Source organism: Dyadobacter jiangsuensis (assembly GCF_003014695.1).
In the GTDB taxonomy this organism is placed as follows: domain Bacteria; phylum Bacteroidota; class Bacteroidia; order Cytophagales; family Spirosomataceae; genus Dyadobacter; species Dyadobacter jiangsuensis.
The window spans coordinates 178964-205766 of sequence record NZ_PYAS01000009.1; the positions used below are offsets into that span (position 1 = coordinate 178964).

Below are 26803 nucleotides of genomic sequence, written 5' to 3' on the forward strand. Positions count from 1 at the left end.
TGACTACATGATGGCTGTTTATGAACATATTTCTGAATCCGCATATATTTTCTAACCTCGTTTTGGCGATCACCAGTTTATTTGTCTTCTTCCGGTATTTCAGGCAGCAGTCCGTTCTGATCAGGTGGCTTTGGGGCATTTTCTTCATGAGTATATCGCTCGTCGCATTTACCGATCTGCTGTTTTACGCCGGTGTCGAAGGACTCGGGATGGCCCACGAAATATTCGAAGCGGGGGAAATGACGCTCGGCGCGCTATGCCTGGTGACTGCCTCGTGGTGCCTTATTATGCGGTATGAGAGTGGTTCTTTCCTGTTTTATTCGACGGTCGGGCTGGGCGCTTTGCTGTTCTACTGCATTACGTGGTTTCGGGTCGAATATGTTGGACTGATCATCAAGGCATTTTGCATTCTGGTAACATTACTCATCTCTTGCGTAGGCCTGGCCAACCGGCAGAAGAGCGCATTGTGGACGCTGTTTTCGATGATGCTGCTGGCGCTATCGACGAAGTCGGGGAAGCTGCCGCTGCCGATGGACCCGGTGGATATCAATCACTATATGATGGTGTTATCGGTCATCTGCGTGGGAAGGGCTGTTCGTGACCAGTATAAGATCCTCTTTTAAGTTCAAACAATTGTTAATGGATTGCATTTTTCGGCACGCGTGTCGTAAATTGCACCTGTTAATCTTAACCAACACAAGTTTACTAATACTCAGAATATGAAAAGGACCAAGTATGGCGTAATGCTTCTTGCCTCAGTTTTGGCTTTCGGAGCAGTTACATTGAACCCTGTTTCGGCTAAAACATCTCCTGCAAAAGAAGTAGCAAGCGATGTGAAGCAAGCTAAGACGATCGTGATCAAAGGAAGTGATGCAATGCAGTTCGACCTGAAAGAGATCAAAGTGAAGGCTGGACAAAAAGTGAAACTTACGCTGACTCACTCAGGTAAACTTGCGAAAGCTGCTATGGGACACAACTGGGTTCTGCTGAAACCAGGTACTGATGTAGCTGCATTCGGTTCAAAAGCTGCTGCTGCAAGAGAGACAGATTACATTCCTGCATCTGAAAAAGCCAGCATCCTCGCGCATACCAAATTGGTAGGCGGTGGCGAAAGCGACACCATTGAGTTCACAGCTCCTGCAAAAGGAACTTATACTTACATTTGCAGCTTCCCAGGCCACTACGCGCTGATGAAAGGTAGCTTCATCGTTGAATAAGCGAACCTGAGCTTGACATATAAAAGGCGTCACATTTACGTGACGCCTTTTCTGTTTTATATCTCGGCGAGTTGCTTCTCGATCAGCTCGATCACCTCCGGCCGGTCCCACTGCGAAGCGCCTATTTCCTGGGCGAGGATCTTGCCCTTATATATAATGTACGTTCTGGGGATTGCATTGCCGTCGAGCTGGGCCGGGTAGGGACCTGCATATTGGTAGAATGGCAGGTTGTATCCTTTCCGGGCGATGAACGGGTTTACCGTCTCGGCATCTTCATCGGAAATGATGTAGAATGCGATTTTGCTGTGGTCTTTGTATTTATTATAGAGTGTCTGGATGCCGGGCATTTCCATATTGCAAGGCCCGCACCACGTCGCCCACACATTCACGAATGCGATTTTGTTTTCGTCCATCGCCACTTCTTTACCTGTAAGATCGGTGAGGGGCAGATACACGGATTCCTGTACAGCGGGAGCTTCCGCGATCGGGGAGCCTTCCTGCACCGGTGATTTTAAAAACACAAAATAGACAGCCGCCCCGGCCATTATCAAAAGCAAAATGAGCGACAATTTTTTGGTGGTTGATGACATAACTGGTGTAGTTCTGGTGATTGGATGTGGATATGGACCATTCCAAAAATAGGGCTTTTCTTTTTTTGATGCTGACTCGGAATTTGAATACTTTTATACACTATTTAAAAAACATCGATTTGAGGAAAAGGTTTACATTCATGAGACTTCAATTTACTGGCATTTCATTTCTCCTTGCGCTTACCTTCTGTTGCTCAGCCTCCGCCCAACGTTCAGCTGCCGAATATTTCGAAGACGGGAATACCAAAGCCGGTACCGGGGATTTCAATGGTGCAATGCAGGCTTATACCACGGTAATTTCCATGAATCCCGACCATGCGCCGAGCTATTTCAATCGTGGGCTCGCCAAAGCCAACCTCAAAGATTACCGGGGCGCGATGCAGGATTACGACAAGGCCATAGACCTGAACCCCAAGGAAGCCCTTTACTACCAGAGCCGCGGCGTAAGCAAAAGCTTGCAGGAGGATTTTCGCTCGGCGATTGACGACTATTCCAAATCGATCGAGCTCAACCCGGAGGAGCCTAAGGCCTATTACAACCGCGGCGTGAGCTATGCTAAATTGAAAAACCACCGGAACGCATTGATCGACCTCGATCATGCGCTGGCGCTCAATCCGGACGAATTGGCCGCATTGTATGCCAGGGGAAATTGCAAACAGGACTTGCAGGAATATGCCGGTAGCCTCGCCGACTTTACACGAGTGATTGAATTGAGCCCGAAACGCACCGGCGCCTATGCCGGGAGAGGTCTGGCCAAACTGGAACTCGGAGATTACCAGGGCGCTGCCGCCGATTTTACCCGTGCCATAGAGCTAAGCCCTAACGACAGCGAGTATTATGCTAACCGCGGATTTGCCAAGAATAAAACAGACGATTTCCAGGGAGCTATTATCGATTTTGACAAAACTATTCAGCTCGATCCTGAAAATTACAATGCCTATTATGGCCGTGGATTTGCCAAAGGGAAACTGAACGACCCACGTGGTGCCATCGCGGACCTTTCCAAGGCTATCGAAGTGAAAAATGCATACACGGGCGATCCTAAAAAGAATGCATTCACCGGGAAAATTAATAAGGAGAAGCTCGACGAGCTGCGTGACCAGGTGCAGACTCATGTAAAAATCGAAACGCTCACGAATGAGCGCGCGGAGGCGTATTACGTGCGCGCAATCGCGAAGTCGAAAGTAGGGGAACTGAAAGGGGCCATGGCCGATCTCACTACGGCGGTAGAACTCAACCCAACCTATTCGAATGCCTACTTCTCACGCGCGATGATCCGTTCGGCATCCGGTGACCAGATGGGGGCGGTACTGGATTTTACCAGTTCCATCAAGCTCCGTTCCGATTATCCGGAAGCATATTATTTGCGAGGTATTGTTAAAAACAGCCTGGGAGAGATTAACGACGGCTGTCTGGACCTGAGTAAGGCGGGAGAGTTGGGTTATCAGCAAGCTTACAAGGTGATTGCGGCGTATTGTAACTAATTTTTTGGGAGGAAGGGAGGAAAGGGAGAATGGAGGAAGGACAGAAAATATAAAAAGCGAAAGGGAGGACGGAATGACTTGTAGCATTCCATCCTCCCTTTCTTCCTTCTTCCCTTTCCTCCCAACTATGCTTTCTTCAAATTCTCAGCCACCTTATCCCAGTTCACCACATCCCAGAATGCCTTGATATAATCCGGGCGTTTGTTTTGGTAATGCAGGTAATAGGCGTGTTCCCAAACGTCGATGCCGAGGATGGGCGTTCCTTTGAAATCGGAAACGTCCATGAGCGGGTTATCCTGGTTAGGTGTAGAGCCTACTGCAAGTTTTCCGCCTTTGGCAACCAGCCAAGCCCAGCCTGAACCGAAACGGGTAGCTCCCGCTTTCGCGAACTCTTCTTTGAACTTATCGAATGAACCAAACTGACCATTGATCGCGTCGGCGACGGCTCCCGTTGGTGCTGCGCTCTTTTTAGGCCCCATTACTTCCCAGAAGAAAGTGTGGTTCCAATGCCCGCCGCCGTTATTGCGGATGGCAGCAGGCGCTTTGCTGATCGACTTGATGATATCTTCCAGGGATTTCTTCTCCCATTCAGTTCCTTTTACGGCGTCGTTGAGATTTTTGACATACGCAGCGTGGTGCTTGCCGTAGTGGATTTCCATCGTTAGTTTGTCGATGCTTGGCTCCAATGCGCCGAAATCGTAAGGAAGCGGAGCTTGCTTGAATGGAGCAGTTTCAGCCAATAGTGCGCCGGACGCTGAAGCGTTCGGTGCGCCTGCAAATGATTGTTCGGTCAGTGCGCCAACAGTGAGTGCGCTGCCGGCCAATGTCCGCAAAAAATCTGTTCTATTCATAATAGTACATTAAGTGTTTAGTGTTAATCGTAAGCCACCCGGCTTACAATGCTGCGGCCAAGCGTGATCTCGTCCGCATATTCCAGGTCTCCGCCAATGGGAATACCTCTTGCGATAGTGCTTATTTTAACTCCGGTGGCCTTCAACTTCTTTTGCAGGTAAAAAGCGGTGGTATCACCTTCCATGGTAGGGCTCAATGCCAATATGATTTCCTGAACCGCCTCATCGCCTTCCTGCTTTTCCATTCTCGACATCAGCGAATCGATTTCCAGGTCGGAAGGACCGATGCCTTCAAGCGGGGAAATAATACCTCCGAGCACGTGGTAAAGGCCCCGGTACTGGTTCGTCGATTCGATAGCGAGTACGTCGCGGGTGTCCACCACGACGCAAATGGTCGTCTGGTCGCGCTTGTTATTGCTGCAAATGTTGCAAAGCACGTCGTCGGCGATGTTGTGGCAGCGGGTGCAATAGGTGGTTTTGGTACGCATTTTCAGCAATGCATCGGACAACGAGTGGGTTTGCTCTTCGTCCCTTTTCAGCAAATGTAATGCCAGGCGTAGTGCGGTTTTTTTGCCTATTCCCGGCAGGCGGGATATTTCGGCGACGGCTTCCTCAATAAGACGTGAGGGGTAGTTCATGAGAAGATGCTGAGTGATGGGTTTGAAAGGACATCAAAACCCGTTTTGTTGATGCTGGCAGTGCGATAGGGGTAAGGCTCAATGCACCTCTGCTGAAATGCCTCTCCTGCATATTTCGTTGCGCATCCCGGCCAGCTCTTCAAAAGATCCTTCCTTGACGGAGCACTTCCCTTTATAATGGATAATGATCGTGCATTGTTCGGCTTGTTCGTTGCTGTGGCCGCAAACTTCGATCAGCGTATCGATCACCCAATCGAAGGTATTCACGTCGTCATTGTAGATAATCAGCTTTTTAATGTCCGTATCTACGGTTTCTTCCAGAATTTCCAGCTCTGTTTCTGTGAGCGCTTGCATAACAACCAAATTTCTGTTTGATTAGCAAATCTAATTAAAAACGGAGACTATCCGAAGCTTTTAAGCGCCTTTTAATCCACTCCTGAATCCCCAAATACCCACTTTAATGAACCCTTATATCTCCCTGCTGATACTGGTAGTTTACTTTGGAATGCTGATCACGGTGTCCATTTTCACTTCCAGGGGCGCGGATACCAATACTTTTTTTACCGCCAACCGGCAATCGCCGTGGTACCTGGTGGCATTCGGTATGATCGGTACTTCGCTGTCGGGCGTTACGTTCGTGTCCGTGCCGGGCGCGGTAGCGAATATCCAGTTTTCCTATTTCCAGGTGGTAATCGGGTACATTCTCGGCTACTTCGTGATAGGGACGGTGCTGATGCCGCTATACTATCGGCTGAACCTGATTTCGATCTACTCGTATCTCGAACAGCGCTTCGGATTCTGGTCCTACAAAACGGGTTCGGGCTTCTTCCTGCTCTCGCGCACGGTAGGTTCCGCGGTACGTCTGTACGTGGCTGCCCAGGTGCTGCAACTCGCATTGTTTAAGCCGCTGGGTGTACCATTTGAAGTGGCGGTAGCAATTACGATATTTCTCATCTGGATTTACACATTTAAAGGGGGCGTTAAAACGATCATCGTAACGGACACGCTGCAAACCTTTTTCCTCATTACCGCTGTCGTACTGACGATCGTGCTGGTTTCCAGTGAGCTGAATCTCAATAGTGTCGGCGATATTTGGACGACGGTGCAGAAGAGCGGGTATTCGCAGATATTCTATTGGGATACCAACGATCCCAAGAACTTCTTCAAACAGTTCTTTGCCGGGGTCTTCATCGCGATTGTTATGACCGGCCTCGACCAGGACCTTATGCAGAAGAACCTCACTTGCAAGAACATCGGAGAAGCACAGAAGAATATGTTCTGGTTCGTGGTGGTGCTTGTGATCGTCAACTTTCTCTTCCTGTCGCTCGGCGCATTGCTTTACGTATATGCAGAGGCGCAAGGCATACCTGCGACCGCGAAGACGGACGATTTCTATCCGATGCTCGCATTGAACCACCTGGGACTCGTGGTGGGCATTACATTCCTGCTGGGTATTACTGCGGCCACTTATGCCAGCTCCGATTCAGCACTTACTGCATTGACTACCGCATTCTGTATTGATTTCATGAATATCGAGAAACAGCCGGAAGAAAAGCGCTCATCGATCAAATTCTGGGTGCACGTGGGCTTTTCAGTGATATTCTACCTGGTGATCCTGATATTCAACCGGATGAACAATAAGGAAGTTATCACCGCGGTATTCGACCTGGCCGGTTATACCTACGGGCCGCTGCTTGGGTTGTTCGCTTTCGGTGCGTTCCTGAAACGGCCCGTGAAAGACCGTTTCGTGCCGTTCGTCTGCATTCTGGCCCCGATATTGACCTACATCATCAACGACCATTCCGCAGAATGGTTTAATGGCTATAAATTTGGATTTGAACGTCTCATTATCAATGGGTTAATAACGTTCATTGGCCTCTGGCTCCTTCATGATCGCGAAGGAAAACGGTATGTGCCGCAAGCCTAGACGACCAGCGCATTATTCTAATTTATTTGATATTCAAAAACCCTCGGAACGGTTACACAATTCGAGGGTTTTTTCTTGCATATATTCAAAAAAATCTTAACTTTCTGATAAAATCAGGCGTGTAATTCATGCCACCTGATGGATGTTTTGTTGAAAGATTGAGTTCGGTTATTTATTTAACAAACTAAACTTTTGCAGTATGAAAACACTGTCAGTCATTTTACTAGGCATTGTCCTTTGTGTTTCCTGCAAGGATAAAGCCGCAGAAGAGGAAGCTGCCCGTCAGGCTAACCTCGAAAAGGAAAAACAAGCCATTAAAGCAGTTATAGAGAACGAAACGAAGTCATTTTTCGCCCGGGATTTCAATGCCTGGAAATCGAATTATGCACAAACTGATTATGCCTTTCAGGCTTGGAGTAATGATGACGGTACTTTCGATTCCAACGTAGGTTGGGCGGATATCAACAAGCAGGTCGGCAAGTATATCGCCGCCAACCCTGAACCGGTATCCAGCCACCCGATTGTGGAGCGGAAAAATATGATTTTCAAGTTTTACGACGACGACGTGGCGTACCTTACCTGGGATCAGTTCAACAGCGATAAATCCGAAAAGAATTTTCATCACAGTAAAGAAGTAAGGCTGCTCGAAAAGATCAATGGCGAATGGAAAATCGTGTGTGTGTCGGCATTCTGGGATTATCGCCACCCGATACCCGCCAGCCGTCTGCCGATGATCCAGAAAATCGCGAATGAAAGCAGAGGAAAAATTTAACCCCGTACAACACGCCCGCGTGCCGTTTTAAAGCGTTCGGTTTCAGGCATAAATGTTCGGTTCTGAACAGCCCGCTACCGGACACGAAGTAGCAGAAAAGTTTTTGAAAATAAATGTAAGCTACTCATCATCAGTGTATTAAAAGTAGGGTGTGCCATAATTTGGTTCCTAGAAACCGAGTTTGGCACATCCTTTTTTTATTTAAAGTCAACTGTGCGATTGTACAGAGCCAAACTTTAAATACTTATTAGCCATGAAAATCTCCATTGTTTCCATCCTGACCAGCGCCTTTGCGCTCACCTTGTCTTTCACATCTTTTGCGGCAGACAAAAAGAAAAACAAAGAAGAAAAAGAAACCGCAAGCGCGGTCGCTTTTGACGCTGCGTTGTACAAAATCGGCGATACCAATAAAGTACGGTTGTCGGTTGACAAAAATGCCAATGAAAGATTACGTGTAGTGCTGAAAGACAAAGGCGGCAAGATCTATTACTCGGAAGTGTTCAACGAACGCGACACCAAATACCGTCGGGTGTTTAACCTCGACGAAATGACTGACGGAACTTACTACTTTGAGCTGTCCCACAAGAAAGACAAAAAAGTGAAGGAAGTGAACATCGAGAGCACCAGCTCCAAAATGATTTCGCTGCAATGAACAACGAACGCATAAAAAAATCCCGGCCTTTCCAAAAGGCCGGGATTTTTTTATGTCAATGCAATTCTTTTTCGGGATCCCAGAAACACTGTTCCCAGTTGACGATCCGGTTGTTTTCTACTTTTACGCCCTCGCTTTCCAACCGTTCCTGCATGGTAGTTGGTGTTTCAAACAGCTGACTGGCGCTTAGTTCACCCGCTTTGTTCACGACGCGGTGTGCCGGTATGCCTTGCTCGTTATAACTGCTGCCCATTGCCCAGCCGACCATTCTTGCCCCGCGCTTGTTGCCAAGGTAAGCGGCAATGGCGCCATAGGAAGTTGCCCGGCCCTTTGGTATTTGCCTTACCACGTCATAAACATCGTTGAAAAAGTCATTCCCCTTTTTCATTCTCCTTTGCGCGGGCTTGTTGTCTCTCGTCGATTTCTTCAGAAAGCTGGCGGTACCAATCCTCTCCGTAAGCACGGATCAGCGGGTCTTTGAGGAATTTGTAGACCGGAACTTTTAATTGCTGGCCCAGGCTGCACGCAGGGCTGCATATTTCCCAGCGGTCGTAATTGAGCGCGTGGTACTGCTCGTATTTCGTAACTCTAATGGGGTACAAATGGCAGGAGAGCGGTTTCTTGTAGCTGATCTTACCGTCGTTATACGCTTCTTCGATGCCGCATTTGAGAATGCCTTTCTGGTCGTAAATGGCATAGGCGCATTCGCGGCCGTTGATGATCGGTGTTACGTAGTCACCGTCCCAATCCTTGGTCCAGGTGCCTTCGGCGGCGATCACCTTTTTGCCGGCTTCGGTCAGGTAGGGTTCTACCTCGGGATAAATCTCATCGAGAATCGCGAGCTCATCCTCATTCAGCGGGGCACCCGAGTCCCCTTCCACACAACATGCGCCTTTGCATTTGTCCAGATTACAGACAAACTCCTGGTCCTCGATGTCGTCGCTAATGCACGTATTTTCAATGAGAATCATAATCGGAACAGCTTATTGCTGAGGTATTTTAAGTTTTTGTCCCACCATAACACTGTTTCCGGACATATTGTTTAATTTCTTGATGTCATCCACACTGGTATGGTAAGTTTGGGCAATGCGGAAAAGGGTTTCACCCGGTGCAACGGTGTGTGTCTGGGAGCCTGATGGCTGGCTTACAGCCTCGGATTCGCCACCTTCACCTCTTTTCACACGTAGTTTCTGACCTGATTTCAGGCGATCAGAATCACTCAGGTTATTCAGTTCGAGTAGTTCCTTAATGGAAATACCGTAAGCTTTTGAAATGCTGTAATAGGTTTGTCCGCTCTGAACTGTGTGGAATTCGCTACCGGGCGTGGCGGCGAGCCTCGTTTCTTCTTTGATCTCCTCGGGTGTTCTGAAAGTAGACGCGGGAGCAGGGCGTTCCACAGCCACTTTGGCCGGTGCAGCCTCTTCGCCCGATTTGGATACGAGCAGTCGCTGGCCCGATACCAAGCGGCTTTGTGCGGAGCGGTTGTTGATTGTCAGCAATTCGCGTAGCGACAGGTTGTATTTGCTCGCAATGCCAAAATACGTGTCACCCGGCTGTACGGTATGATACGCCGGCGCCGCAGAGGCAGTAGCGGTAGCCGTATTTTTTTCCTCGCTGTTGCTCCAACGCGCAGGCTCCGTTTCTCTCTTGGCCGGAGCTTCGTTTTCTCCTTCTGCTGCACGTTCCGCACGCATACGGGTGTATACAGAGCCGGATGATGCAGTCGTACGCGTAGTGTTCGGTGTTACCACTTTGCCAGGCGTGTTGGACTTGCTAACCGGTTTATCCTCTTCGGCCGATTTGAATGTGCTGTTGGTATCGTCCTGCGTGATGATCACCACGCGATCGTTGGTATTGGCAGCTGCCGGTGCAGATGCTCCTGTGCCGGAAGTCGTTTTGTTAGACGGTTTATACAGGCCGGGTGCATTGCTCGTCGTTTTTCCGGCTGACGCTGCCGTAGCGGCGGGGACACTGGCCGGTTCGCTTTCCTTTGCTGCGTTACTTTCACTCTTTTCCACCAAAACGGGGGTGTATTTCTTACGTCCGGATGCATTGGCCGGAATGTTGCTATTGGACGTTGCCGGCGCTGTGGTGGCGGAGGCAGGTGTTTTTTGAGGAACAACCGTTGTGCCGGCCGCCGCGATGATCGAATCCTTTTTAGCAGGTGCGGTAGGTTGCGGCGGAGCGATGATCTCGATCGGCTGTTTGCGCGGGCGTTTTTTGTTCAGGAAAAGCACCTGGCCAGTCTGGATAGGGTAGTTACGACTGGTAGTGCGGTTGAATTTCAACAAGTTTACCAGGCGGATACCATATTGCTGCGAGACGCTCAGCCAGGTATCGCCAGGGCGGGCCACATGCGACGGGGCGCTTGCCTTCTTGTGCTTGCGCGAAAGATAATATACCTGGCCGGGAACAAGCGGCATGTCTGCGAGCAGGTCGTTGTAACGCATGAAACGCGGTGTGCGGATGCCTGCGGCTTTGGCCAATGTTTTGGGCTTGTCGCCAGCGCGGGCTTCGATACCCGGCAAGCCATTGATTTCGTAGAGTGTGGGTGAATTAGGCTCCTGAAGTTGAACAGCTGATTTTTTCAGGACTGGATAACCTGTGTCCTCGTAAACCGATGCCACGGCAGTCTGACGGGGAGGCAATGCGAGTTTTTCGCGGACCGATGCCACCTGATCTACCGGTACGGGCAAAGTAATAAGGTACTCGCGGTCGTTGGGGATTTTGTCGTCGTTAAGCCATTTGTTATGGTTTTTCAGTTCCGAGGCGGGTACATTCAGCGATCGGGCAATTTCGTCGAGGGATTGTCCTTTGCCATAATCAGATTCCATCAAAATGTAGGCATTCGGGGATTTATACCGCTCGATACCGGATTCCAATGCAATTTTATGGGCAAAAAAGCGGAGCATATAGCGATCCGTTTTGCCGGTGAGCGTCACTTCGCGTGCGTATGCCCAGCTCGCCGGAACCACTTTTTTTACACCCCCGGCACCTTGGTAATAGGAGTACAAGGTCGTTACCCAGTTGTTGAATTGCTGGTTGTTCTTTTTCAAATACCATGCAGCGGCATGCGTGGAAGAACTGATATTCTTTCTTTCGTCCACATCATTATCCACACGAAGGTTCAATTCACGTGCCGTTTCGGGTTTGAACTGCCAGTAACCTACCGCATTGGAGCTCGAAACCACATCCGGGCGGAAAGAGCTTTCCTGCACGGCCAGGTATTTGAAATCGATGGGCACTTCCTCGTCCATCAGAATGCCTTCCACGATCGGGAAGTGCATAATGGCTCGGTCCATCTTTTCTTCCCAGAACTTTCTGTTCGACATCAGACTTTTGACGTCTTCCTCGATAATATCCTGCGCACCGCGGTCAAACTTGACGGTGATACCGCCGAAGGAGACGCTGGATGGTATTTCGGGGGCCTGCGCAAAAACTGCGTTGCCGGTTAGCAGCAGGACGATAACAAAAGAGATGATGTTGTTAATGGAAGTTCTGGCCATAAAAAAGGAAAATGGTCGCCTGACTATTGAGTACTATAATTTCTGAAGAATCATCAATCCGTCACGGATTGGCAGCAGCATGTTGGAAACCCGTGGATCTTCGTGTACCATCCGGTTGAAATCCAGCAATGCCTGCGTGTCTTTGTCAATCTTTTTCAACTGCTGTACGACTTTGCCACTCCAAAGCACATTGTCGGCTATCAGGAAGCCGCCTGTGCGGGTTTTGTCGAGACAGAGGTTAAAGTAAGCAGAATAATTGATTTTATCCGCATCGATGAAGACGATGTCGAACGTATCCGTGAGCGTCGGGATAATATCCAGCGCATTACCGATGCGATAGTCGATCTGGTCTTTGAAGGGTGTCTGATCGAAATACTTTCTTGTGAAGCTTTCGAGCTCCTCGTTCACATCGATGGTGATGAGTTTGCCGCCGGGATTAAGGCCTTCACAAAGGCAAATGCCGGAGTAACCTGTATACGTGCCGATTTCCAGGATGCGGTCGGGCCGGATCATCCTGGAAATCATCGAAAGGAACCTTCCCTGCATGTGCCCGGAGAGCATACGTGGGCTGAGAACGTGTGCATGTGTTTCCCTGTTGAGAGATTTCAGCAATGCATTCTCATCTTCCGTATGGGCCGCGGAATATTCTTCGATTTCCTCTACCAAAAACTTCATTCGAATATAATATGTGCTAATCCCGGTGCCGCCGCCTGTCAGGCATGGGCTACAATGCGTTCCAGATAAGTGCCGTAGCCGCTCTTCAAAAGAGGCCGGGCGATTTCACGCAATTGTTCTGCATTAATAAAGCCCATACGGTATGCGATCTCCTCAATGCAGCCCACTTTTAAACCCTGGCGTTCTTCGATCACCTGAACGAACTGCCCGGCCTGCATAAGTGACTGGAATGTACCCGTATCGAGCCATGCCGTACCACGGTTGAGGACACCTACTTTCAATTTGCCGCGTTCGAGGTAAACACGGTTTACATCCGTGATTTCGAGCTCGCCGCGTGGGGAAGGAGGGATAGTTTTGGCGATTTCCACCACATCGTTGTCGTAGAAGTACAAGCCGGGAACCGCATAGTTGGATTTTGGTTCAACGGGCTTCTCTTCAATAGAAATCACATGATTGTCTTTGTCAAACTCTACAACGCCGTAACGCTCCGGATCGTGTACCTGGTAGGCGAAGATCACACCGCCGTCGGGATCGTTGTTGGATTGGAGCAGGGTTGAAAGGCCCGATCCGTAGAAAATATTGTCGCCGAGGATCAACGCAACCTTGTCGTCGCCGATGAATTCTTCACCGATGATGAATGCCTGCGCGAGGCCATCCGGGCTCGGTTGTACCGCATAGCTGAACTGGCAACCCAAACGGCTCCCGTCGCCGAGGAGTTTCTCGAAATGCGGCAGGTCGTGCGGGGTCGAAATGATCAGGATTTCACGGATACCCGCCAGCATCAGGATCGATAGCGGGTAATATATCATCGGCTTGTCGTAAACCGGCATGAGTTGCTTGCTTACCGCGAGTGTAAGCGGGTGTAACCTCGTACCGGAACCGCCGGCCAGAATAATGCCTTTCATAAATAGAGTTTCAATTGAGTAAGGAAATGGCCCGGATTAACGATCCTGGTACATTTCGTCATAATATTTCTGGTAATTGCCGGAGGTGACGTTGTTCAGCCATTCCTGATTCGAAAGGTACCAGTCAACGGTTCTTTCCAGGCCTTCGGCAAACTGCAATGAAGGTTTCCAGCCCAGTTCTTCCGACAATTTGGTGGCGTCGATCGCATAACGCAGGTCGTGTCCGGCGCGGTCGGTCACATAAGTGATCAGTTTCACGCTCTCGCCTTCGCCACGGCCGAGCTTGCGGTCCATAATCTCGCAAAGCAAATGCACGAGATCGATGTTTTTCCACTCGTTGTGGCCGCCGATATTATAGGTATCGCCGTTGACCCCTTTATGGAAAATCACGTCGATCGCGATCGCGTGGTCTTCCACGAACAGCCAGTCGCGGATATTTTCACCTTTTCCGTAAACTGGAAGTGGTTTCTGCTGGATGATGTTGTGGATCATCAGCGGGATCAGCTTCTCGGGGAAATGGTTCGGACCGTAGTTGTTCGAACAGTTTGAAATAACCACGGGAAGTTTGTAAGTATTGTGGTATGCCCTTACGAAATGGTCGGACGACGCTTTGGAAGCCGAATAAGGCGAGCGCGGGTCATAACTGGTCGTTTCCACGAAGAATGTGCCCGGGTCGTGCAATTCACCGTACACTTCGTCGGTAGACACGTGGTAAAAGCGGCGGCCGCTGAAATCGTCTTTCCATGCTTTTTTGGCCGCATTCAAAAGATTTACCGTACCAACGACATTCGTCATCACAAACGACATCGGGTCGGTGATGGAGCGATCGACGTGACTTTCCGCTGCGAGGTGTACCACGCCGTGAAAATCGTTTTCTGCAAAAAGCTTGTCGATAAATGCTGCGTCGACGATATCACCTTTTACGAATGTATAATTCGACGCGTTCTCGATGTCGCGCAGGTTTTCGAGGTTGCCTGCATAGGTGAGCGCATCAAGGTTATATATATGATATTCCGGGTGAAAGTTGACAAACCGGCGAACCACATGTGAGCCGATAAAACCCGCTCCTCCCGTAATCAAGATCTTTTTCATTTTTCAGCTTTTGAGTTTTAGTTGCCAGTTCCATGCGTCGCGCAATGCGTCGGCCATGGTTTTCTCGGCACGCCATTTCATTACGTTATTTACTTTGTCGGACTGCGCGTAGATTTTCTCGACATCCCCTTCGCGGCGTGGCCCGATGGTGTAATTGAGTTTCACGCCGTTTACTTCCTCAAAAGTATTAATCAATTGCAAAACGGTATAACCTTCGCCCGTTCCTACATTAAATACATCATAATAGTTAGTATCCGTCTGCGATTCCAGCAGGTCAAGCGCTTTCACGTGGGCTTTCGCGAGGTCTACCACGTGGATGAAGTCGCGGATACAGGTGCCATCCGGAGTGTCATAATCATTGCCGAAAACGGTGAGCGATTTGCGAAGACCAGCGGCAGTTTGGGTAATGAAGGGTACCAGGTTGCTCGGCACGCCATTGGGAAGTTCCCCGATGAGCGACGTTTCGTGCGCACCGATCGGGTTGAAATAACGCAATGAGATCGCTTTCAGATCAGGCTTGGAATGCACGTGGTCGCGGATAATGTCTTCGGCGATCGCCTTGGTATTACCGTAAGGCGAGTTAGCCGGCAGACGCGGCGTGCTTTCGGTCACAGGCAGCTGCTCTGGCTGGCCGTATACTGTGCACGACGAAGAGAATACAAATTTATCTACATGGAATTCCTGCGCGGCCCGAAGGAGTACAAGCAGGGAAATCAGGTTGTTTTCGTAGTAGTTCAGCGGCTTTTCAACCGACTCACCCACAGCTTTGTAAGCAGCGAAATGGATCACGCCGTCGAACTTTTCTTTTTCAAAGAGAGCCCTTACTTTGTCGGCATCGTTGCAATCGATTTCGTAGAACGGAAACTCCTTGCCGGTGATCTTTTTGATTCCTTCTAAAACGTTGAGATTGGAGTTGTACAGGTTGTCGATAATGACGGGTTCGAACCCCGCGTTGTGCAACTCTACAACGGTATGGGATCCGATAAAACCGGCCCCTCCGGTAACGAGAATTTTCATGCGTTATGCGCGTTTTTTATGAAAATATGGTGGTATAGATGGTGTTCAAAGCGGTTTCTGCCCGCCTTTTTTTCCGGGCAAAAGTAGAAAATTTGACGTCCATTAAAAAAAAATGTTTTTATTTATCCGTTGGTTGTAAAACGCAGATTTGAGGAAAATGAACCAGAAAGAAATCAAGGCACTGATATCCTTGCTTGATGATGAAGATCATGAAGTAAGTCAGCATGTTGAAGGGAAGATATTATCGTTGGGAGGGACAGTGATACCTTTTCTGGAGACTGAGTGGGAGGAGAGTTTCAACCCGATCGTGCAGCGTAAAATCGAGGAACTGATCCACGAATTGCAGCTTAGCATTATGATCGAACGGTTACAAGCGTGGAAGAACGGCGGCGGGCTTGACCTGCTGGAAGGCATGTGGATCATTGCTACCTACCATTACCCCGACTTGTCGATCGAAAAGTTGAAAACCACCATCGAGCAGCTTTACTACGACATCTGGATCCAGTTCCAGGAGGAAATGAATGCGGTGGATCAGGTGAAGCGGATCAACAGCATTTTCTTTGGAGTGATGAATTTCGCGGCCAATACCAAGAACTTCCATTCACCGACCAACTCGATGATCAGCTCGGTGCTGGAAAGCCGGCGGGGAAATCCGATTACTTTGTGTGTAATCTATTTGCTGATCGCAAGAAAGCTGGGAATGCCGGTGTACGGCGTGAATTTGCCGAACCTGTTTGTATTGACCTACAAAAGCGACAAGACGCAGTTCTATATTAATGTATTCAACCGAGGGATCATTTTTTCCAAAACGGACATCGATCATTACATCGCACAGTTGAATATCAAATCCAAAGACATATTCTACCAGCCCTGTACCAACCTCGAAATCGTGCAGCGCGTATTGCGTAACCTGATCCTGTCTTACGAAAAGACCAGCGAACAGGACAAGATCCGGGAAATCGAGAAAATACTGAAATCGACGCTCGACGAATTGCCAGAAGGCTGAAATCAGAGCGCGATGGCCAGGCAATGGCCGTCGAACCAGCGGATGTAAATGTTAGAGGGGATGATGATGTCTTCGTCGGTAAGGCTTCCTCTAAGGATAATGTCGGTGTTTTCGAAGGGGCTGATAAAAATAGAATCCCTGAAACTGATCTTTTTCTTTCCGTAGAGTTTATACAAAGCTTCTTTCGCGCACCAGTACATACAAAGGCGGTCCATTTCGTCGCCTGCGTGATCGTGCTCGGGCGGGGAAAGGTATTTTTTGGAAGTACGCTGTAATTTGGGGTCGGTCTTTTCCATGTCTATGCCCACGGCGGCTGTCGGGTTGATGGCCACGGCGACAAACTCGGCGGTGTGGGTGATGGAAATGTGCGAATCGTTGTCGATCAGGAATGCCTTGCCGTGCTCGTCCTTGTGAATGCCCACGTAGTTAATGCCAAACTGCTCCGCCAATGTCTTGATCAGCATCCGGCTGGCGAGCCATTCGCGTTTTTTTTGCGGGTGCGAGATTCTGTCGAGCTCCTGCTCGTTAAAGCCGTTACCCAGAGCATATTGAAGTTCCGCTTCGGTTTCCGTCAGTTTCCAAAGCAGTAATGTGCTGCTATCTTCTATCTTTTCGGAATGAACGAGGGGCATGGTAATACTGTTTGCTACAAAAATATCAAGATGAATATTCGCAAAGTAGATACTTTTTCCGGTCATAGGGATAGTGTTTATACAATTATTTCTGACGGGAGCGATCGCGGCTTTTATTCCGCCGGAGCCGATGGCTTTGTAATTCAATGGGACCTGCAAAAGCCTGATCTCGGCAAGCTCGTAGCGCGTGCGGGCACATCCGTATACGCGCTCGCATTGCATGAAGGCAGCGATACACTCTGGATCGGGCAGAATTTTGAAGGCATTCAGCTGTTGAATACCAGGGAGAATGCCATTGAAAAGACCTCCAAAATCACAACGTCTACTATTTTCGATATCCGTTTTGCGGGTGATAAGGCGCTCGTTGCATTAGGTGACGGCGTGGTGGTGGTGATGGACGTGCCGACTTTCGCGGTTCAGAAGCATATCAAGATCGCGGGCAAAAGTGTTCGCAGTATTGCGGTCAATATGGAGACTAATGAATTCGCTACCGGCGATAGTGATTGCAACGTCCATATCTTTGATTTGGATGGGTTTAAATTAAAAAAGACTATTCAAGCACATACAAACTCCGTATTTTCCGTTAAGTATTCACCGGACGGTAAATACCTGTTCACCACCGGCCGGGACGCGCACCTGAAAATATGGGACGTCAATGATGCATACGGCATTGTCTCCGACATCCCTGCGCACATGTACGCGATCAACGACATTACATTCAGTCCTGATCGCTCCCTCTTCGCTACTTGCAGTATGGACAAGTCCATAAAATTGTGGGATGCAGCCACATTCAAGCTTAAAAAAATTATTGACCGGGCGCGTCATGCGGGGCACGGAACATCGGTGAACAAGCTCCTTTGGACGAGCTTTGAGAATCAACTGATTTCGTGCAGCGACGACCGCATGATATCGGTTTGGGAGGTCGCTTAAGCCAATACTTATAATATGGTAATGTTGGTAAATACTTTGAAAAGTGACACATATATCTTTAACTTACACAACCGTTTTTAACTAGGCATCAAAGCATAGAATGCATCATGAAAATATCCGCTATAGAGATACGCAAGCACACTTTTGAAAAGATTTTCAGAGGTTATGACCCGGACGAAGTAGATGCTTTCCTGAACTCTTTGTCTCAGGAATGGGAGCGGTATTCAAGCGAAAACAACTTGCTGAAGATGCAGCTGGACTACGCAGAGAAGGAATTGGCGAAGTTGAAAGATATTGAATCAACCTTATTCAGAACCTTAAAAGCAGCCGAAGATACCAGCAAGTTAATCGAGAAGGAAGCCAACGAAAATGCGGAAAAAAGAATAGAAGAATCACGCGTTGCGGCGAACGACCTGGTAACCGAAGCGGAGCAGCGCACAAGCCAGATTATCAAACAAACGGAGGACAGGCTAGCGAAATTCAAGGAGGATTTTGCGCAGGAAGTGAAGGTTCAGGAACGCGATTTCCGGGCGATCGAAAACTTCCGTGATAACCTGATTGTCCAGCTCAGTTCACTGGCTAACAGCGCACTCGAAACCGTTGAACGTTTCGAGCAGAAATACGACAAAGAATCGGTCCTCAATAAAATGGAGGACATCAAAAAGCATATCGCGGAGATCGAAATTCCGAAGAAGCCATTGTACCAGGCGCCGGTGAGGATCGAAGTGGAAGAGACACCGGCAGCGACGCCAGCCGCGCAGGAGGTAGAGGTAGTATTGCAGGACGACAAGCCGGAAGTGGTGTTTGAAGTAGCGGAGGAACAGGAGCCGGAACCGGTTTTTGAGGTGGATCCCGAACTGCCGGGGGGAGTTGAGCAGGAAGAAGAAATCCTGGCTGTCGCACCAGTTGTTACAGCAGTTCCGGCACCCGAGCAGGAACCAGCACCAATTCCTGAGCCTGAGCCTGTGCGTGAAGAGCCGGTTGCCTACAACAGACCAAGACAAACGCAGAAAACTGCTGCCGACGAGGCCGAAGAGGTGTTGGCGGAAATGCATCGAGTGGCAGAGAAGGCCAGGGATTCTTCGGCGGGTATCAACCGGCCGAGAGAAAGCAGCCAGCCGAAGAAATCGGGCGGCGGTTCATTTTTTGACCAAATCTAATAACCACCATTGGGAACGATCAGTCTCGAAGGACTCGAGTTTTTTGCATATCACGGCTATTACCCCGAAGAACAACGTATCGGAAACAAATATGCCCTGGACATTACCATTACCACCGACTTTTTCCGTGCCGCGCAGCACGACAAGCTGAGTGAGACTGTCAACTACGAAACCATTTACCAGCTTACGGCCAAAGTCATGAAAGAGCCGGCCAAGTTGTTGGAACACATTGGTTTTAATGTAATTGAAAAGATTCGGGAGCATTACCCGACGGTCGAGAAGGTGACGGTGAAAGTATCGAAATTCAATCCGCCGATAGGAGGGGTTTGCACCCGGGCGGTGATTACGATGGAAGGATAACGTTGTCACGCTGAGCGAAGTCGAAGCGCATGTACGATGTTGCCGTACCAACTGCCTTCGACTGCGCTCAGGCTGACATTAGTCAGCGTGACATATCAATATTCGTGGGGAAGCTCGATGTTCACCGCTTCGTGCCATGGCAAGCCGTGGATATTCAGCAGCTCCATGAACGGATCCGGATTCAGCTCTTCTACATTATAAACACCCGGCTTCATCCATTCTTCGTTCGTCAGCATTAGCATCGCACCGATCATGGCAGGAACGCCCGTGGTGTAGCTCACAGCCTGCGCGCGCACTTCGCGATAGCATTCAGCATGGTCGCAGTTGTTCCAAACGTAATAGGTTTTCTCTTCACCATCTTTGATACCCTTGATCTGGCAGCCGATGGACGTCTGGCCTGAGTAATTTTCGCCCAAAGTGTCAGGAGCAGGCAGCACCGCTTTCAGGAATTCGAGGGGAACGATGTCGATGCCGTTGAATTTGATCGGCTTGATGCTCGTCATACCTACATTTTCAAGCACATTCAAATGCGTAATGTAAGCCTGGCCGAAAGTCATCCAGAAACGCGCGCGTTTCAGGGTAGGGAAGTTCTTCACGAGCGATTCGAGTTCTTCGTGGTACAGCACGTAGCTCTCTTTCGGTCCGATGCCCGGGTAATCGATCGGTTTATGGATGCTCATCGCGGGGATCTCGACCCACTCACCGTTTTCCCAATAGCGGCCCGGCTGGGTGATCTCGCGGATGTTGATCTCAGGGTTGAAGTTGGTCGCAAATGCTTTACCGTGGTCGCCTGCATTACAGTCGATAATGTCCAGGTAATGCATTTCGTCGAACTGGTGCTTGGCAGCGAACGCGGTGAAAACCTGTGTAGCACCCGGGTCGAAACCGCAGCCCAGAACGGCCATCAGTCCCGCCTCTTTGAAGCGCTCCTGGTATGCCCATTGCCAGCTGTATTCGAATTTCGCAACGTCTTTGGGTTCGTAATTGGCGGTATCGAGGTAATGCACGCCGGTTTCGAGGCAGGCATCCATGATCGTCAGATCCTGGTATGGGAGTGCCACGTTGATAAGCACTTTGGGTTGGAAACGTTTGATGAGCAAAACCGTTTCGGCCACGATGTCGGCATCCACCTGTGCGGTCTGGATATCAACCCCGTGCATTTCCTTGATTTCGGCTGCTATTTTATCACATTTCGCCTTGGTGCGGCTGGCGAGCATTATTTCGGTGAAAACATTGCTGTTCAATGCGCATTTGTGTGCCACAACACTACCGACACCCCCTGCGCCAATGATAAGAACCTTGGACATTTTAATAGTTTTAAATTTCCGGCAAAGATAGGACGACCGGTTAATTTTTCAATTTAAATTTCCGTTAACCACCTTCATTACCTTGCCCTGCCCGTAGTTTAAATAGTAGACTTCGCCTTTGATATCCTGCCCGAAAGAGGAAATATTGCCCTTGCCTTCCATGATGAGCGTGTTCGTTTTGCGGGTATCGCCGTCGAGTTCGAGCGCCCATATGCGCCCGCTGATGTAGTCGCAGTAGATGTACTTGCCCGCGAGCGCGGGAATGGCGGAGCCTCGGTATACATAGCCACCGGTAATGGAGCGATCGCCATTATCCTGGCTGTAATCGTGTACCGGCTCGATGAGACCTTGTGCATTGCAATTGGACGAGGGACTGTAGCAGTCGACACCTTCTTTAATGCGCCAGCCATAGTTGCCACCTTTTATGATGATATCGATTTCCTCGCGTTCATTCTGGCCGACGTCGCCTGCGAAAAGCTTACCGGTACTGCTGTCAAAGCTGATGCGCCAAGGGTTGCGGAGACCGTAGGCGTAGATTTCAGGTAAATTGCCGGTGGTGCCGGTTGCATAGGGATTGTCGGCGGGAATGCTGTAATTGCCCTTCGCCGTGCCATTTACATCCACGCGCAGGATTTTGCCCAAATGGCTTTTCAGGTTCTGCGCATTATTCTGCGGGTCGCCGCCGCTGCCGCCGTCGCCGGTGGCAATATAAAGGTAGCCGTCCTTACCGAATTGCATTGAACCGCCATTGTGGTTATCATAAGGCTGGTTGAATGTAAATAAAACCGCTTCGCTGCCCGGATCGGCCTGAGTGGCGCTGGTGGCTTTATAGCGTGCTATCACCGTTTTCAGCGGAGTGCCGGAGGTGTAATTGACGAAGAAGTAGCCATTGGCCTTAAAATCAGGATGAAATGCGAGCCCTAGTAAGCCGCGTTCGCCGCCTGACCGTACTTTGCTTTTGATATCCAGAAAAGTAGAACTGGAAGAGACATTTTCCGCATTTGAAAACATCTTAATAACCCCGCCCTGTTCCACGACGAAAAACCGGCTGCTGTCGCCCGGCGCCTGCACGAGATCTACCGGCTGGCTGAATGTTAATGCCGGAAAAATGTCTTTTGAATTGATGGAATCCTCTGGGAAACGATCCTCGATTATTTCAGGATCATCGGATTTGCAGGCCAAAACTGCAACGGCGATAACCAACGGGATGAGCGTCAGGCGAAGTATGGCTTTCATGAGGTCGTAGTTGTAAGTTTCTAGAACAACGTCATGAAAGCCTATTTGTTTTTGGAATGAGTTTTAAATCAGGTGTTTCCAGATTACATCGTACACATCTACCGCTTCCAGTTCCTGCTTTTCAGCGGCCTGGTCGGTAACGATGATCGGGTAGTATTCTTTGGGGATATTAATGCCTCCGTGAGAGCCCTTCACTAATGTGGCGTCCAGCGGGATAACATCCATTAAATATCTGAAACCAAGTAGCTTCCGCGCCAGTTTGTAGCCCGCACGGAGTTTGATCAATGGATTTTTAGGATCCATAAACATCTCCACCGGATCGTAACCCGGCTTGCGGTGAATGTCCACCAAATGCGCGTAATCCGGCGCTTTGGCGTCATCAACCCAGTAGTAGTAGGTAAACCAGCTATCCGGCTTGGCAACAACCACAATATCGCCCGAGCGTTGGTGATCGATATGGTATGCCTTCTGAGCTTCTTTATCCAGTACGAGATCGATACCCGGTGTTTTTTTCAAAACCTGCATGACCCGCTCTTTCACGGAAGGATCATTCAGGTAAACGTGTGCGATCTGGTGATCGGACACCGCGAATGCTTTGGAAATGCCCGCATCCAGCAGCTCATACCAGCGCTCGTTACGCACCGAAATCAGCCCTTCGTTGCGGAGAATGCGGTTGATATGGATCGGGTTATTCACGGGGTTAATACCGTATTCCGAAAGTAGGATGATCTTCGCATTCCGAGATTCGTAGAATTGGATCAGGTCTTTAATTACCTCGTCGATTTCATTCAGCTCCTTGCTGATCTTCGAAAAATCCGGACCGAATTTTTGTAGGCAATAATCCAGATGCGGCAGGTAAATGAGCGTCAGCGTTGGATTATGCTTTCTTTCTACCGACATCGAAGCATCGGCGATCCAGCGAGTCGATTTGATATTCGCATTCGGTCCCCAGAAGTTGAATAGCGGGAACTGGCCGAGTTCGGCTTGCAATTCATCACGCAATTCAGGTGGGTAAGAGTAGCAATCGGGCGCTTTTACGCCATCGGCATGGTATTGCGGCCGCGGCGTTACCGACCAGTCGGCGGTGGAGTACATATTATACCACCAGAACATTTTCGAAATCGTAAAATTCGGGTCTGTCTTTCTCGCATTATCCCAAATTTTATCTCCTTGTACTAGCTTATTCGACTGTTTCCAGAACTTCACCTCCGAATCTTCCCGATCGTACCAGCCATTGCCGACGATGCCATTCTCCGCAGGCCATTTACCCGTCACATAAGTGCTTTGAGAAGTGGTCGTAACGGCCGGAAGCACCGGTTTGATGGGTGTAAGGTGCCGCTTTTTGACATAAGCATCCAGAAACGGCGTATGTTCGCCGATCAGGTTGGCGCTTAGTCCTACAATATCTATAACTACGGTTTTATTCATAATTCAATACTTTCTTCACCCACTCGAGCTCGCGGACGATGGATTCGCCAATAGGCTTCTGCATATCCTCCGGCAGCACGCCCCAGGTGTAGGTTTCCACTTCGAGGTAGGCCGAGAATGGGTTCTCTTTTTGCAATGCCAATGTCTGCACAATATCGCCTTGCGTTGAATCGAGCACGCCGTAGGTATTTACAAACAACGGAACGTGGAAATGCACGCGCCATTCTTCATGGGTTTCGTTCCAATCGTTCAGTGCTTCTTTGAGATCGGGATAATGCGTGAAATGGCCGTCGTCGTGGCGGGCGACCACCTGGTGCAGGTAAACCGGCTCGTCGAATGTCTCGATGGCTTTGCGTTTAACCTCGCGTTCGCTGGTGTAATTCACCTTCAAAGCCGAGCTCACCTGAATGCGGCCGACTTGAATACCATATTCATTCAGTGAATCGAGAATATCTTCCGGTTTTTCAAAACCTACCGCGGCGTGACAAATGTCGTAGCACAGTTGAATGTGTTTCAAGATCAGCGCCTGCGCCGCTTCACCATCGATCCCGTATTTTTCTACCAAATAAATAGTGCCTTTCGGAAGCAAAACATTGGTATACCAGGTCACGAAATCCTCGGTATTATCGAGAATGCCGTCCGGTTCGGGCTCAATGTCCAGATGCAGGAACTTACCGGTTTCCTTTTCAATGTGGATCAGCTCGTCGAGGAGTTCGAGAATGTGATCGGTCGCTTTTTCAGTCGCTTGCAGTTTGTCTGCTTCGGTTTTCCACCAAAGACGGTAGGAGAGTGGCGGGGTAGAAACACCTCCGTGCATATCGGCGGGCAGCAATGCAGCCAGGATGTTGAATAGGCGTTTGGTATATGCGAGGCGGTCGATAGTCGTCCAGTCGGGTGTATGCACGTCGTCCTTCACGCGGGTGTTGTGGAAACCGCCGTACGGGAAGCCGTTTATCACAAACACGTATACATTCTGCTCTGCTAGCCAGGCTTTGAACTCCGCGAGTACTTCCGGCTTGCTCAGCTCGATGGATGCTTCATTCGCGACGCGCAGCCCGAGGCCAAACGGCTTACCGGGCGCTAATTGTTCGCGGATGTAAGGAATGCTCTCGCGCAGCGACCGGAAATGGTCGTCCCACTTTTCGCCGGGATGGATATTGCTGCAATAGGTAAGGTGTCCGTAAGGCGTGATCATGCAGGGATAATTTTGGAGCTTTCGAGGTAATCCACCGACTGTGCGATGATGTCGGCATCCAGTTCATGCACTTCCACTCCTTTTCCAATCTTTTCCAGCAGCATGATGGTGAGCCTGCCGCCCAAATGCTCGCGGAATTCCTGCAAGCCGTTGCGGAGGTTGATTTTATCGTTTTCAGCCAGTTTGGAATGGTATAGTTCAAAACCGACTTTGGTGAGTACATCTATAATGCGGTGCAGATCGCTTTCTGCAAGCATACCTATCTTATTAGCATACACACAATCCAATGCAATACCAATGGCAACCGCTTCGCCGTGACGAACCTCAAAATTCGTCAGGAATTCCAGCTTATGCGCTGCCCAATGGCCGAAATCCAGCGGACGCGACGAGCCGAATTCGAACGGGTCACCGCCGGCAATGTGGTCGGTATGCATTTCGGCGCAGCGGTGGATAAGGTAAGCCATCGCCTCTTCATCGCGGTTAGCAAGCGCCGTTGCGTGTTCTTCGATCCATTCAAAGAACGCCTGGTCTTTGATCAGAGCTACTTTCACGGCTTCCGCGAGTCCGCCGCGCCAGTCGCGGTCGTCGAGCGTACGCAGGAAAGTAAGGTCATTGAAAACAGCCACCGGCGGTGCGAATGTGCCGAGGAAGTTCTTTTTACCGTGGAAATTAATGCTGTTTTTAACTCCAACACCTGAATCGTTTTGTGCCAAAACCGTCGTTGGAATACGGATCAGCTTGATACCCCGGTGCGAGACCGCAGCCGCGTAGCCGACCAAGTCCAGCACGGCACCGCCGCCAATGCCGATCACAAATGAATGACGGTCGATCCCGAACACATCGACGGCTTCTACGAGCTTATCGAACTGCGACGGGTCATTTTTGCACGCTTCTCCGCCAGGTACCGAAATGATCTCGGGCGCGAGCTGCACATGCGTTACATTTTGTGCGAAGTAGGCGCGGATATTGTTTTTCAAATCCGGCTGTGTCTGTTCAAACCCCTCGTCCACGATCACCAGCGCTTTGCGTTGAAAGCCCTGCTCGGTATATTCTTGAAAAAAATCTTTCAGTAACGGGTTCTGGGTGTCAAAAAGGTGTTGGGTGAAGAATACGGCATAGTTGTATTCCACCTGGAAACGTTGTTTTATGGTTTGCATTGAATCTGGCATTACACGCAAAGTGGGTATTTACATTAAAAACGTTTGAAAACACGATCCGTTCAAACGCAGCTCAAAATCATTGATATAAAGACTAAAATTAACAGGTTTTCCCCGTCCCGTCATCGTCCAATTTATTTATTAGTCCGAAGCCACCCTTTCCTCCCTCCTCCCTTTCCTCCATTCTCCCCTCATTTAAGTAACCGCAAACGCCTTCGCCAAATACATGGAAAGTGGCAGCAACGCGAGCACCGCAATGGCAATAGGCAGCAAGCCAAATGCCGCACACCAGGAAGCATTCATGACAATCAGCGAGATAACGCCGGCCTTTACGGCTTTGCCGATCAGTGGTCCAATAGGATTTTGCATCGCATTCCAAAGCGGCCGGAAAATGAACCAGGCATGTAGTAACACAAATGGAATGGTAAACAAAAGATTACCCTTTCCCTGCGCAATCGTCAACTGCGCGGCGAGTACGGCGAGGTATAGAAAAGCCGCGATATATAATGTTCGCTTCTTCCCACCATGGACCTCATCCTGACTGATCAGCGTGATCGCGCCGATGTACATGATCGGGAAAATGGCGATGAATGCCCATTGTTGAAACGACTCCGGCAATACGCTCATACCAAGTATCAGGTTGCCGCCCCGGCACATACCCATTACGAGCGGGCCGAAGAATACGTGATGTTTGGCAAAACGGTTATATAAAACGGTGAGCATTGCCACGACGACGGCGATCATCCCGCTTTGTAAACTGAATGCCCCCGCCGCGACAATACCCAGCAGCAATAGTGAAAGCCCCATTGTGGTAGCTTGTGCGAGCGGAACTTTGCCGCTTGGAATGGGCCGCTCAGGCCGCTCCACGGCATCGAGTCTGGCATCGAAAACATCGTTCATCACCACACCTCCGCCGTACAGGCCGAGGGTGGAAACCACGAGTAATGCAGGGGAGAAATCCGAGAAGGTAAACTGCGCGATCGCCATACCGGCCAGGATGTCCGCGATGGCGGTTACCAGGTTGGCCGGGCGCGTGAGTTGCAAATAAGGTTTGAGACTGCCCACT

At 49.6% G+C, this 26803-nt stretch carries 28 protein-coding genes; 10 read left to right on the forward strand and 18 right to left on the reverse strand.

Annotated features, from left to right (window positions below):
• Window positions 1-20: 20 nt before the first annotated feature.
• Complete coding sequence (locus CLV60_RS19335; protein ID WP_106597014.1) at window positions 21-623, forward strand: hypothetical protein; 603 nt, start codon at window positions 21-23, stop codon at window positions 621-623.
• 96 nt (window positions 624-719) lie between these two features.
• A complete protein-coding gene (gene azu / locus CLV60_RS19340; protein ID WP_106597015.1) occupies window positions 720-1217 on the forward strand; it encodes an azurin in 498 nt (165 codons plus the stop codon).
• Window positions 1218-1273: 56 nt separating this feature from the next.
• Here the strand turns inward: azu and CLV60_RS19345 are convergent, their stop codons facing one another.
• The gene (locus tag CLV60_RS19345) at window positions 1274-1807 is read right to left on the reverse strand and encodes a TlpA family protein disulfide reductase (protein WP_170118824.1); all 534 of its coding nucleotides are present in this window, start codon (window positions 1805-1807) and stop codon (window positions 1274-1276) included.
• A gap of 140 nt (window positions 1808-1947) precedes the next feature.
• Between CLV60_RS19345 and CLV60_RS19350 the strand changes: the two genes are divergently transcribed.
• Window positions 1948-3291, forward strand: coding sequence for a tetratricopeptide repeat protein (locus tag CLV60_RS19350; RefSeq protein WP_229211048.1), 1344 nt, complete (start codon window positions 1948-1950; stop codon window positions 3289-3291).
• 125 nt (window positions 3292-3416) lie between these two features.
• Here CLV60_RS19350 and CLV60_RS19355 read toward each other — a convergent pair whose 3' ends face one another.
• From CLV60_RS19355 to CLV60_RS19365, 3 genes are all read right to left on the reverse strand, one after another.
• Window positions 3417-4142, reverse strand: coding sequence for a superoxide dismutase (locus CLV60_RS19355; protein WP_106597017.1), 726 nt, complete (start codon window positions 4140-4142; stop codon window positions 3417-3419).
• A gap of 23 nt (window positions 4143-4165) precedes the next feature.
• Complete coding sequence (recR, locus tag CLV60_RS19360) at window positions 4166-4780, reverse strand: recombination mediator RecR (RefSeq protein WP_106597018.1); 615 nt, start codon at window positions 4778-4780, stop codon at window positions 4166-4168.
• A gap of 78 nt (window positions 4781-4858) precedes the next feature.
• Window positions 4859-5134, reverse strand: coding sequence for an ATP-dependent Clp protease adaptor ClpS (locus tag CLV60_RS19365; RefSeq protein ID WP_106597019.1), 276 nt, complete (start codon window positions 5132-5134; stop codon window positions 4859-4861).
• 106 nt (window positions 5135-5240) lie between these two features.
• On the opposite strand from CLV60_RS19365, the gene CLV60_RS19370 reads away from it, so the two are divergent.
• The 3 genes from CLV60_RS19370 to CLV60_RS19380 all read left to right on the forward strand — a co-directional run bounded on the left by CLV60_RS19370 (window position 5241) and on the right by CLV60_RS19380 (window position 8131).
• On the forward strand, window positions 5241-6707 hold the full coding sequence (locus tag CLV60_RS19370; RefSeq protein WP_106597020.1) for a sodium:solute symporter: 1467 nt from the start codon (window positions 5241-5243) through the stop codon (window positions 6705-6707).
• Between the two features lie 199 nt (window positions 6708-6906).
• A complete protein-coding gene (locus CLV60_RS19375; RefSeq protein WP_106597021.1) occupies window positions 6907-7479 on the forward strand; it encodes a Cif family virulence factor in 573 nt (190 codons plus the stop codon).
• A gap of 253 nt (window positions 7480-7732) precedes the next feature.
• A complete protein-coding gene (locus CLV60_RS19380) occupies window positions 7733-8131 on the forward strand; it encodes a hypothetical protein (RefSeq protein WP_106597022.1) in 399 nt (132 codons plus the stop codon).
• Between the two features lie 55 nt (window positions 8132-8186).
• Here CLV60_RS19380 and CLV60_RS19385 read toward each other — a convergent pair whose 3' ends face one another.
• From CLV60_RS19385 to galE, 7 genes are read right to left on the reverse strand one after another with little or no spacing between them, the layout of a single operon-like run.
• On the reverse strand, window positions 8187-8519 hold the full coding sequence (locus tag CLV60_RS19385; protein WP_106597023.1) for an MGMT family protein: 333 nt from the start codon (window positions 8517-8519) through the stop codon (window positions 8187-8189).
• Window positions 8503-9102, reverse strand: coding sequence for a DUF3109 family protein (locus tag CLV60_RS19390; RefSeq protein WP_106597024.1), 600 nt, complete (start codon window positions 9100-9102; stop codon window positions 8503-8505). Before CLV60_RS19390 ends, CLV60_RS19385 begins: the two co-directional genes overlap by 17 nt.
• Window positions 9103-9114: 12 nt before the next feature.
• On the reverse strand, window positions 9115-11637 hold the full coding sequence (locus tag CLV60_RS19395; protein ID WP_106597025.1) for a LysM peptidoglycan-binding domain-containing protein: 2523 nt from the start codon (window positions 11635-11637) through the stop codon (window positions 9115-9117).
• A 33-nt stretch (window positions 11638-11670) separates the two neighbouring features.
• Window positions 11671-12312 carry an O-methyltransferase gene (locus tag CLV60_RS19400; protein WP_106597026.1) on the reverse strand — a complete coding sequence of 214 codons (642 nt, stop codon included), beginning with the start codon at window positions 12310-12312 and terminating at the stop codon, window positions 11671-11673.
• A gap of 38 nt (window positions 12313-12350) precedes the next feature.
• Complete coding sequence (rfbA, locus tag CLV60_RS19405) at window positions 12351-13217, reverse strand: glucose-1-phosphate thymidylyltransferase RfbA (RefSeq protein ID WP_106597027.1); 867 nt, start codon at window positions 13215-13217, stop codon at window positions 12351-12353.
• Window positions 13218-13253: 36 nt separating this feature from the next.
• On the reverse strand, window positions 13254-14309 hold the full coding sequence (rfbB, locus tag CLV60_RS19410; protein WP_106597028.1) for a dTDP-glucose 4,6-dehydratase: 1056 nt from the start codon (window positions 14307-14309) through the stop codon (window positions 13254-13256).
• Between the two features lie 3 nt (window positions 14310-14312).
• Entirely contained in the window at window positions 14313-15326 is a 1014-nt protein-coding gene (gene galE, locus CLV60_RS19415; protein ID WP_106597029.1) for a UDP-glucose 4-epimerase GalE, read from the reverse strand.
• A gap of 157 nt (window positions 15327-15483) precedes the next feature.
• Between galE and CLV60_RS19420 the strand changes: the two genes are divergently transcribed.
• A complete protein-coding gene (locus CLV60_RS19420) occupies window positions 15484-16332 on the forward strand; it encodes a transglutaminase-like domain-containing protein (RefSeq protein WP_106597030.1) in 849 nt (282 codons plus the stop codon).
• 2 nt (window positions 16333-16334) lie between these two features.
• Here the strand turns inward: CLV60_RS19420 and CLV60_RS19425 are convergent, their stop codons facing one another.
• On the reverse strand, window positions 16335-16964 hold the full coding sequence (locus CLV60_RS19425; protein WP_106597031.1) for a 4'-phosphopantetheinyl transferase family protein: 630 nt from the start codon (window positions 16962-16964) through the stop codon (window positions 16335-16337).
• Between the two features lie 30 nt (window positions 16965-16994).
• On the opposite strand from CLV60_RS19425, the gene CLV60_RS19430 reads away from it, so the two are divergent.
• The 3 genes from CLV60_RS19430 (at window position 16995) to folB (ending at window position 19414) form a co-directional block, all read left to right on the forward strand.
• Window positions 16995-17894 carry a WD40 repeat domain-containing protein gene (locus CLV60_RS19430; RefSeq protein WP_106597191.1) on the forward strand — a complete coding sequence of 300 codons (900 nt, stop codon included), beginning with the start codon at window positions 16995-16997 and terminating at the stop codon, window positions 17892-17894.
• 107 nt (window positions 17895-18001) lie between these two features.
• Window positions 18002-19054 carry a DivIVA domain-containing protein gene (locus CLV60_RS19435; RefSeq protein WP_106597032.1) on the forward strand — a complete coding sequence of 351 codons (1053 nt, stop codon included), beginning with the start codon at window positions 18002-18004 and terminating at the stop codon, window positions 19052-19054.
• A 9-nt stretch (window positions 19055-19063) separates the two neighbouring features.
• Window positions 19064-19414, forward strand: a complete 351-nt coding sequence (gene folB / locus CLV60_RS19440) for a dihydroneopterin aldolase (RefSeq protein ID WP_019940367.1) — start codon at window positions 19064-19066, stop codon at window positions 19412-19414.
• A 95-nt stretch (window positions 19415-19509) separates the two neighbouring features.
• Here folB and CLV60_RS19445 read toward each other — a convergent pair whose 3' ends face one another.
• The 6 genes from CLV60_RS19445 to eboC form a co-directional block, all read right to left on the reverse strand.
• A complete protein-coding gene (locus tag CLV60_RS19445; RefSeq protein WP_223400319.1) occupies window positions 19510-20766 on the reverse strand; it encodes a saccharopine dehydrogenase family protein in 1257 nt (418 codons plus the stop codon).
• A 3-nt stretch (window positions 20767-20769) separates the two neighbouring features.
• Window positions 20770-21957, reverse strand: coding sequence for a PQQ-dependent sugar dehydrogenase (locus CLV60_RS19450; protein ID WP_106597034.1), 1188 nt, complete (start codon window positions 21955-21957; stop codon window positions 20770-20772).
• Window positions 21958-22020: 63 nt separating this feature from the next.
• Entirely contained in the window at window positions 22021-23385 is a 1365-nt protein-coding gene (locus CLV60_RS19455; RefSeq protein WP_106597035.1) for an alkaline phosphatase family protein, read from the reverse strand.
• Entirely contained in the window at window positions 23378-24580 is a 1203-nt protein-coding gene (eboE, locus tag CLV60_RS19460) for a metabolite traffic protein EboE (protein WP_106597036.1), read from the reverse strand. The genes CLV60_RS19455 and eboE overlap by 8 nt, the downstream gene beginning before the upstream one ends.
• Window positions 24577-25737: a 3-dehydroquinate synthase gene (locus tag CLV60_RS19465; RefSeq protein ID WP_106597037.1), complete on the reverse strand. Its 1161-nt coding sequence runs from the start codon at window positions 25735-25737 to the stop codon at window positions 24577-24579. Before CLV60_RS19465 ends, eboE begins: the two co-directional genes overlap by 4 nt.
• Before the next feature lie 195 nt (window positions 25738-25932).
• A complete protein-coding gene (gene eboC / locus CLV60_RS19470; RefSeq protein ID WP_106597038.1) occupies window positions 25933-26802 on the reverse strand; it encodes a UbiA-like protein EboC in 870 nt (289 codons plus the stop codon).
• Window position 26803 lies beyond the last annotated feature (1 nt).

What these genes read in the sequence shown, in the direction of transcription:
- CLV60_RS19380 (WP_106597022.1), top strand. Translation starts at nt 7,733, where the DNA reads ATGAAAATCTCCATTGTTTCCATCCTGACCAGCGCCTTTGCGCTCACC.
- CLV60_RS19435 (WP_106597032.1), top strand. Translation starts at nt 18,002, where the DNA reads ATGAAAATATCCGCTATAGAGATACGCAAGCACACTTTTGAAAAGATT.
- CLV60_RS19375 (WP_106597021.1), top strand. Translation starts at nt 6,907, where the DNA reads ATGAAAACACTGTCAGTCATTTTACTAGGCATTGTCCTTTGTGTTTCC.
- eboE (WP_106597036.1), bottom strand. Translation starts at nt 24,580, where the DNA reads ATGATCACGCCTTACGGACACCTTACCTATTGCAGCAATATCCATCCC.
- CLV60_RS19450 (WP_106597034.1), bottom strand. Translation starts at nt 21,957, where the DNA reads ATGAAAGCCATACTTCGCCTGACGCTCATCCCGTTGGTTATCGCCGTT.
- CLV60_RS19370 (WP_106597020.1), top strand. Translation starts at nt 5,241, where the DNA reads ATGAACCCTTATATCTCCCTGCTGATACTGGTAGTTTACTTTGGAATG.
- CLV60_RS19395 (WP_106597025.1), bottom strand. Translation starts at nt 11,637, where the DNA reads ATGGCCAGAACTTCCATTAACAACATCATCTCTTTTGTTATCGTCCTG.
- CLV60_RS19430 (WP_106597191.1), top strand. Translation starts at nt 16,995, where the DNA reads ATGAATATTCGCAAAGTAGATACTTTTTCCGGTCATAGGGATAGTGTT.
- CLV60_RS19390 (WP_106597024.1), bottom strand. Translation starts at nt 9,102, where the DNA reads ATGATTCTCATTGAAAATACGTGCATTAGCGACGACATCGAGGACCAG.
- CLV60_RS19350 (WP_229211048.1), top strand. Translation starts at nt 1,948, where the DNA reads ATGAGACTTCAATTTACTGGCATTTCATTTCTCCTTGCGCTTACCTTC.
- CLV60_RS19455 (WP_106597035.1), bottom strand. Translation starts at nt 23,385, where the DNA reads ATGAATAAAACCGTAGTTATAGATATTGTAGGACTAAGCGCCAACCTG.
- CLV60_RS19465 (WP_106597037.1), bottom strand. Translation starts at nt 25,737, where the DNA reads ATGCAAACCATAAAACAACGTTTCCAGGTGGAATACAACTATGCCGTA.
- CLV60_RS19355 (WP_106597017.1), bottom strand. Translation starts at nt 4,142, where the DNA reads ATGAATAGAACAGATTTTTTGCGGACATTGGCCGGCAGCGCACTCACT.
- CLV60_RS19385 (WP_106597023.1), bottom strand. Translation starts at nt 8,519, where the DNA reads ATGAAAAAGGGGAATGACTTTTTCAACGATGTTTATGACGTGGTAAGG.
- CLV60_RS19425 (WP_106597031.1), bottom strand. Translation starts at nt 16,964, where the DNA reads ATGCCCCTCGTTCATTCCGAAAAGATAGAAGATAGCAGCACATTACTG.
- galE (WP_106597029.1), bottom strand. Translation starts at nt 15,326, where the DNA reads ATGAAAATTCTCGTTACCGGAGGGGCCGGTTTTATCGGATCCCATACC.
- azu (WP_106597015.1), top strand. Translation starts at nt 720, where the DNA reads ATGAAAAGGACCAAGTATGGCGTAATGCTTCTTGCCTCAGTTTTGGCT.
- rfbA (WP_106597027.1), bottom strand. Translation starts at nt 13,217, where the DNA reads ATGAAAGGCATTATTCTGGCCGGCGGTTCCGGTACGAGGTTACACCCG.
- rfbB (WP_106597028.1), bottom strand. Translation starts at nt 14,309, where the DNA reads ATGAAAAAGATCTTGATTACGGGAGGAGCGGGTTTTATCGGCTCACAT.
- CLV60_RS19335 (WP_106597014.1), top strand. Translation starts at nt 21, where the DNA reads ATGAACATATTTCTGAATCCGCATATATTTTCTAACCTCGTTTTGGCG.
- CLV60_RS19345 (WP_170118824.1), bottom strand. Translation starts at nt 1,807, where the DNA reads ATGTCATCAACCACCAAAAAATTGTCGCTCATTTTGCTTTTGATAATG.
- CLV60_RS19420 (WP_106597030.1), top strand. Translation starts at nt 15,484, where the DNA reads ATGAACCAGAAAGAAATCAAGGCACTGATATCCTTGCTTGATGATGAA.
- CLV60_RS19400 (WP_106597026.1), bottom strand. Translation starts at nt 12,312, where the DNA reads ATGAAGTTTTTGGTAGAGGAAATCGAAGAATATTCCGCGGCCCATACG.
- recR (WP_106597018.1), bottom strand. Translation starts at nt 4,780, where the DNA reads ATGAACTACCCCTCACGTCTTATTGAGGAAGCCGTCGCCGAAATATCC.
- CLV60_RS19365 (WP_106597019.1), bottom strand. Translation starts at nt 5,134, where the DNA reads ATGCAAGCGCTCACAGAAACAGAGCTGGAAATTCTGGAAGAAACCGTA.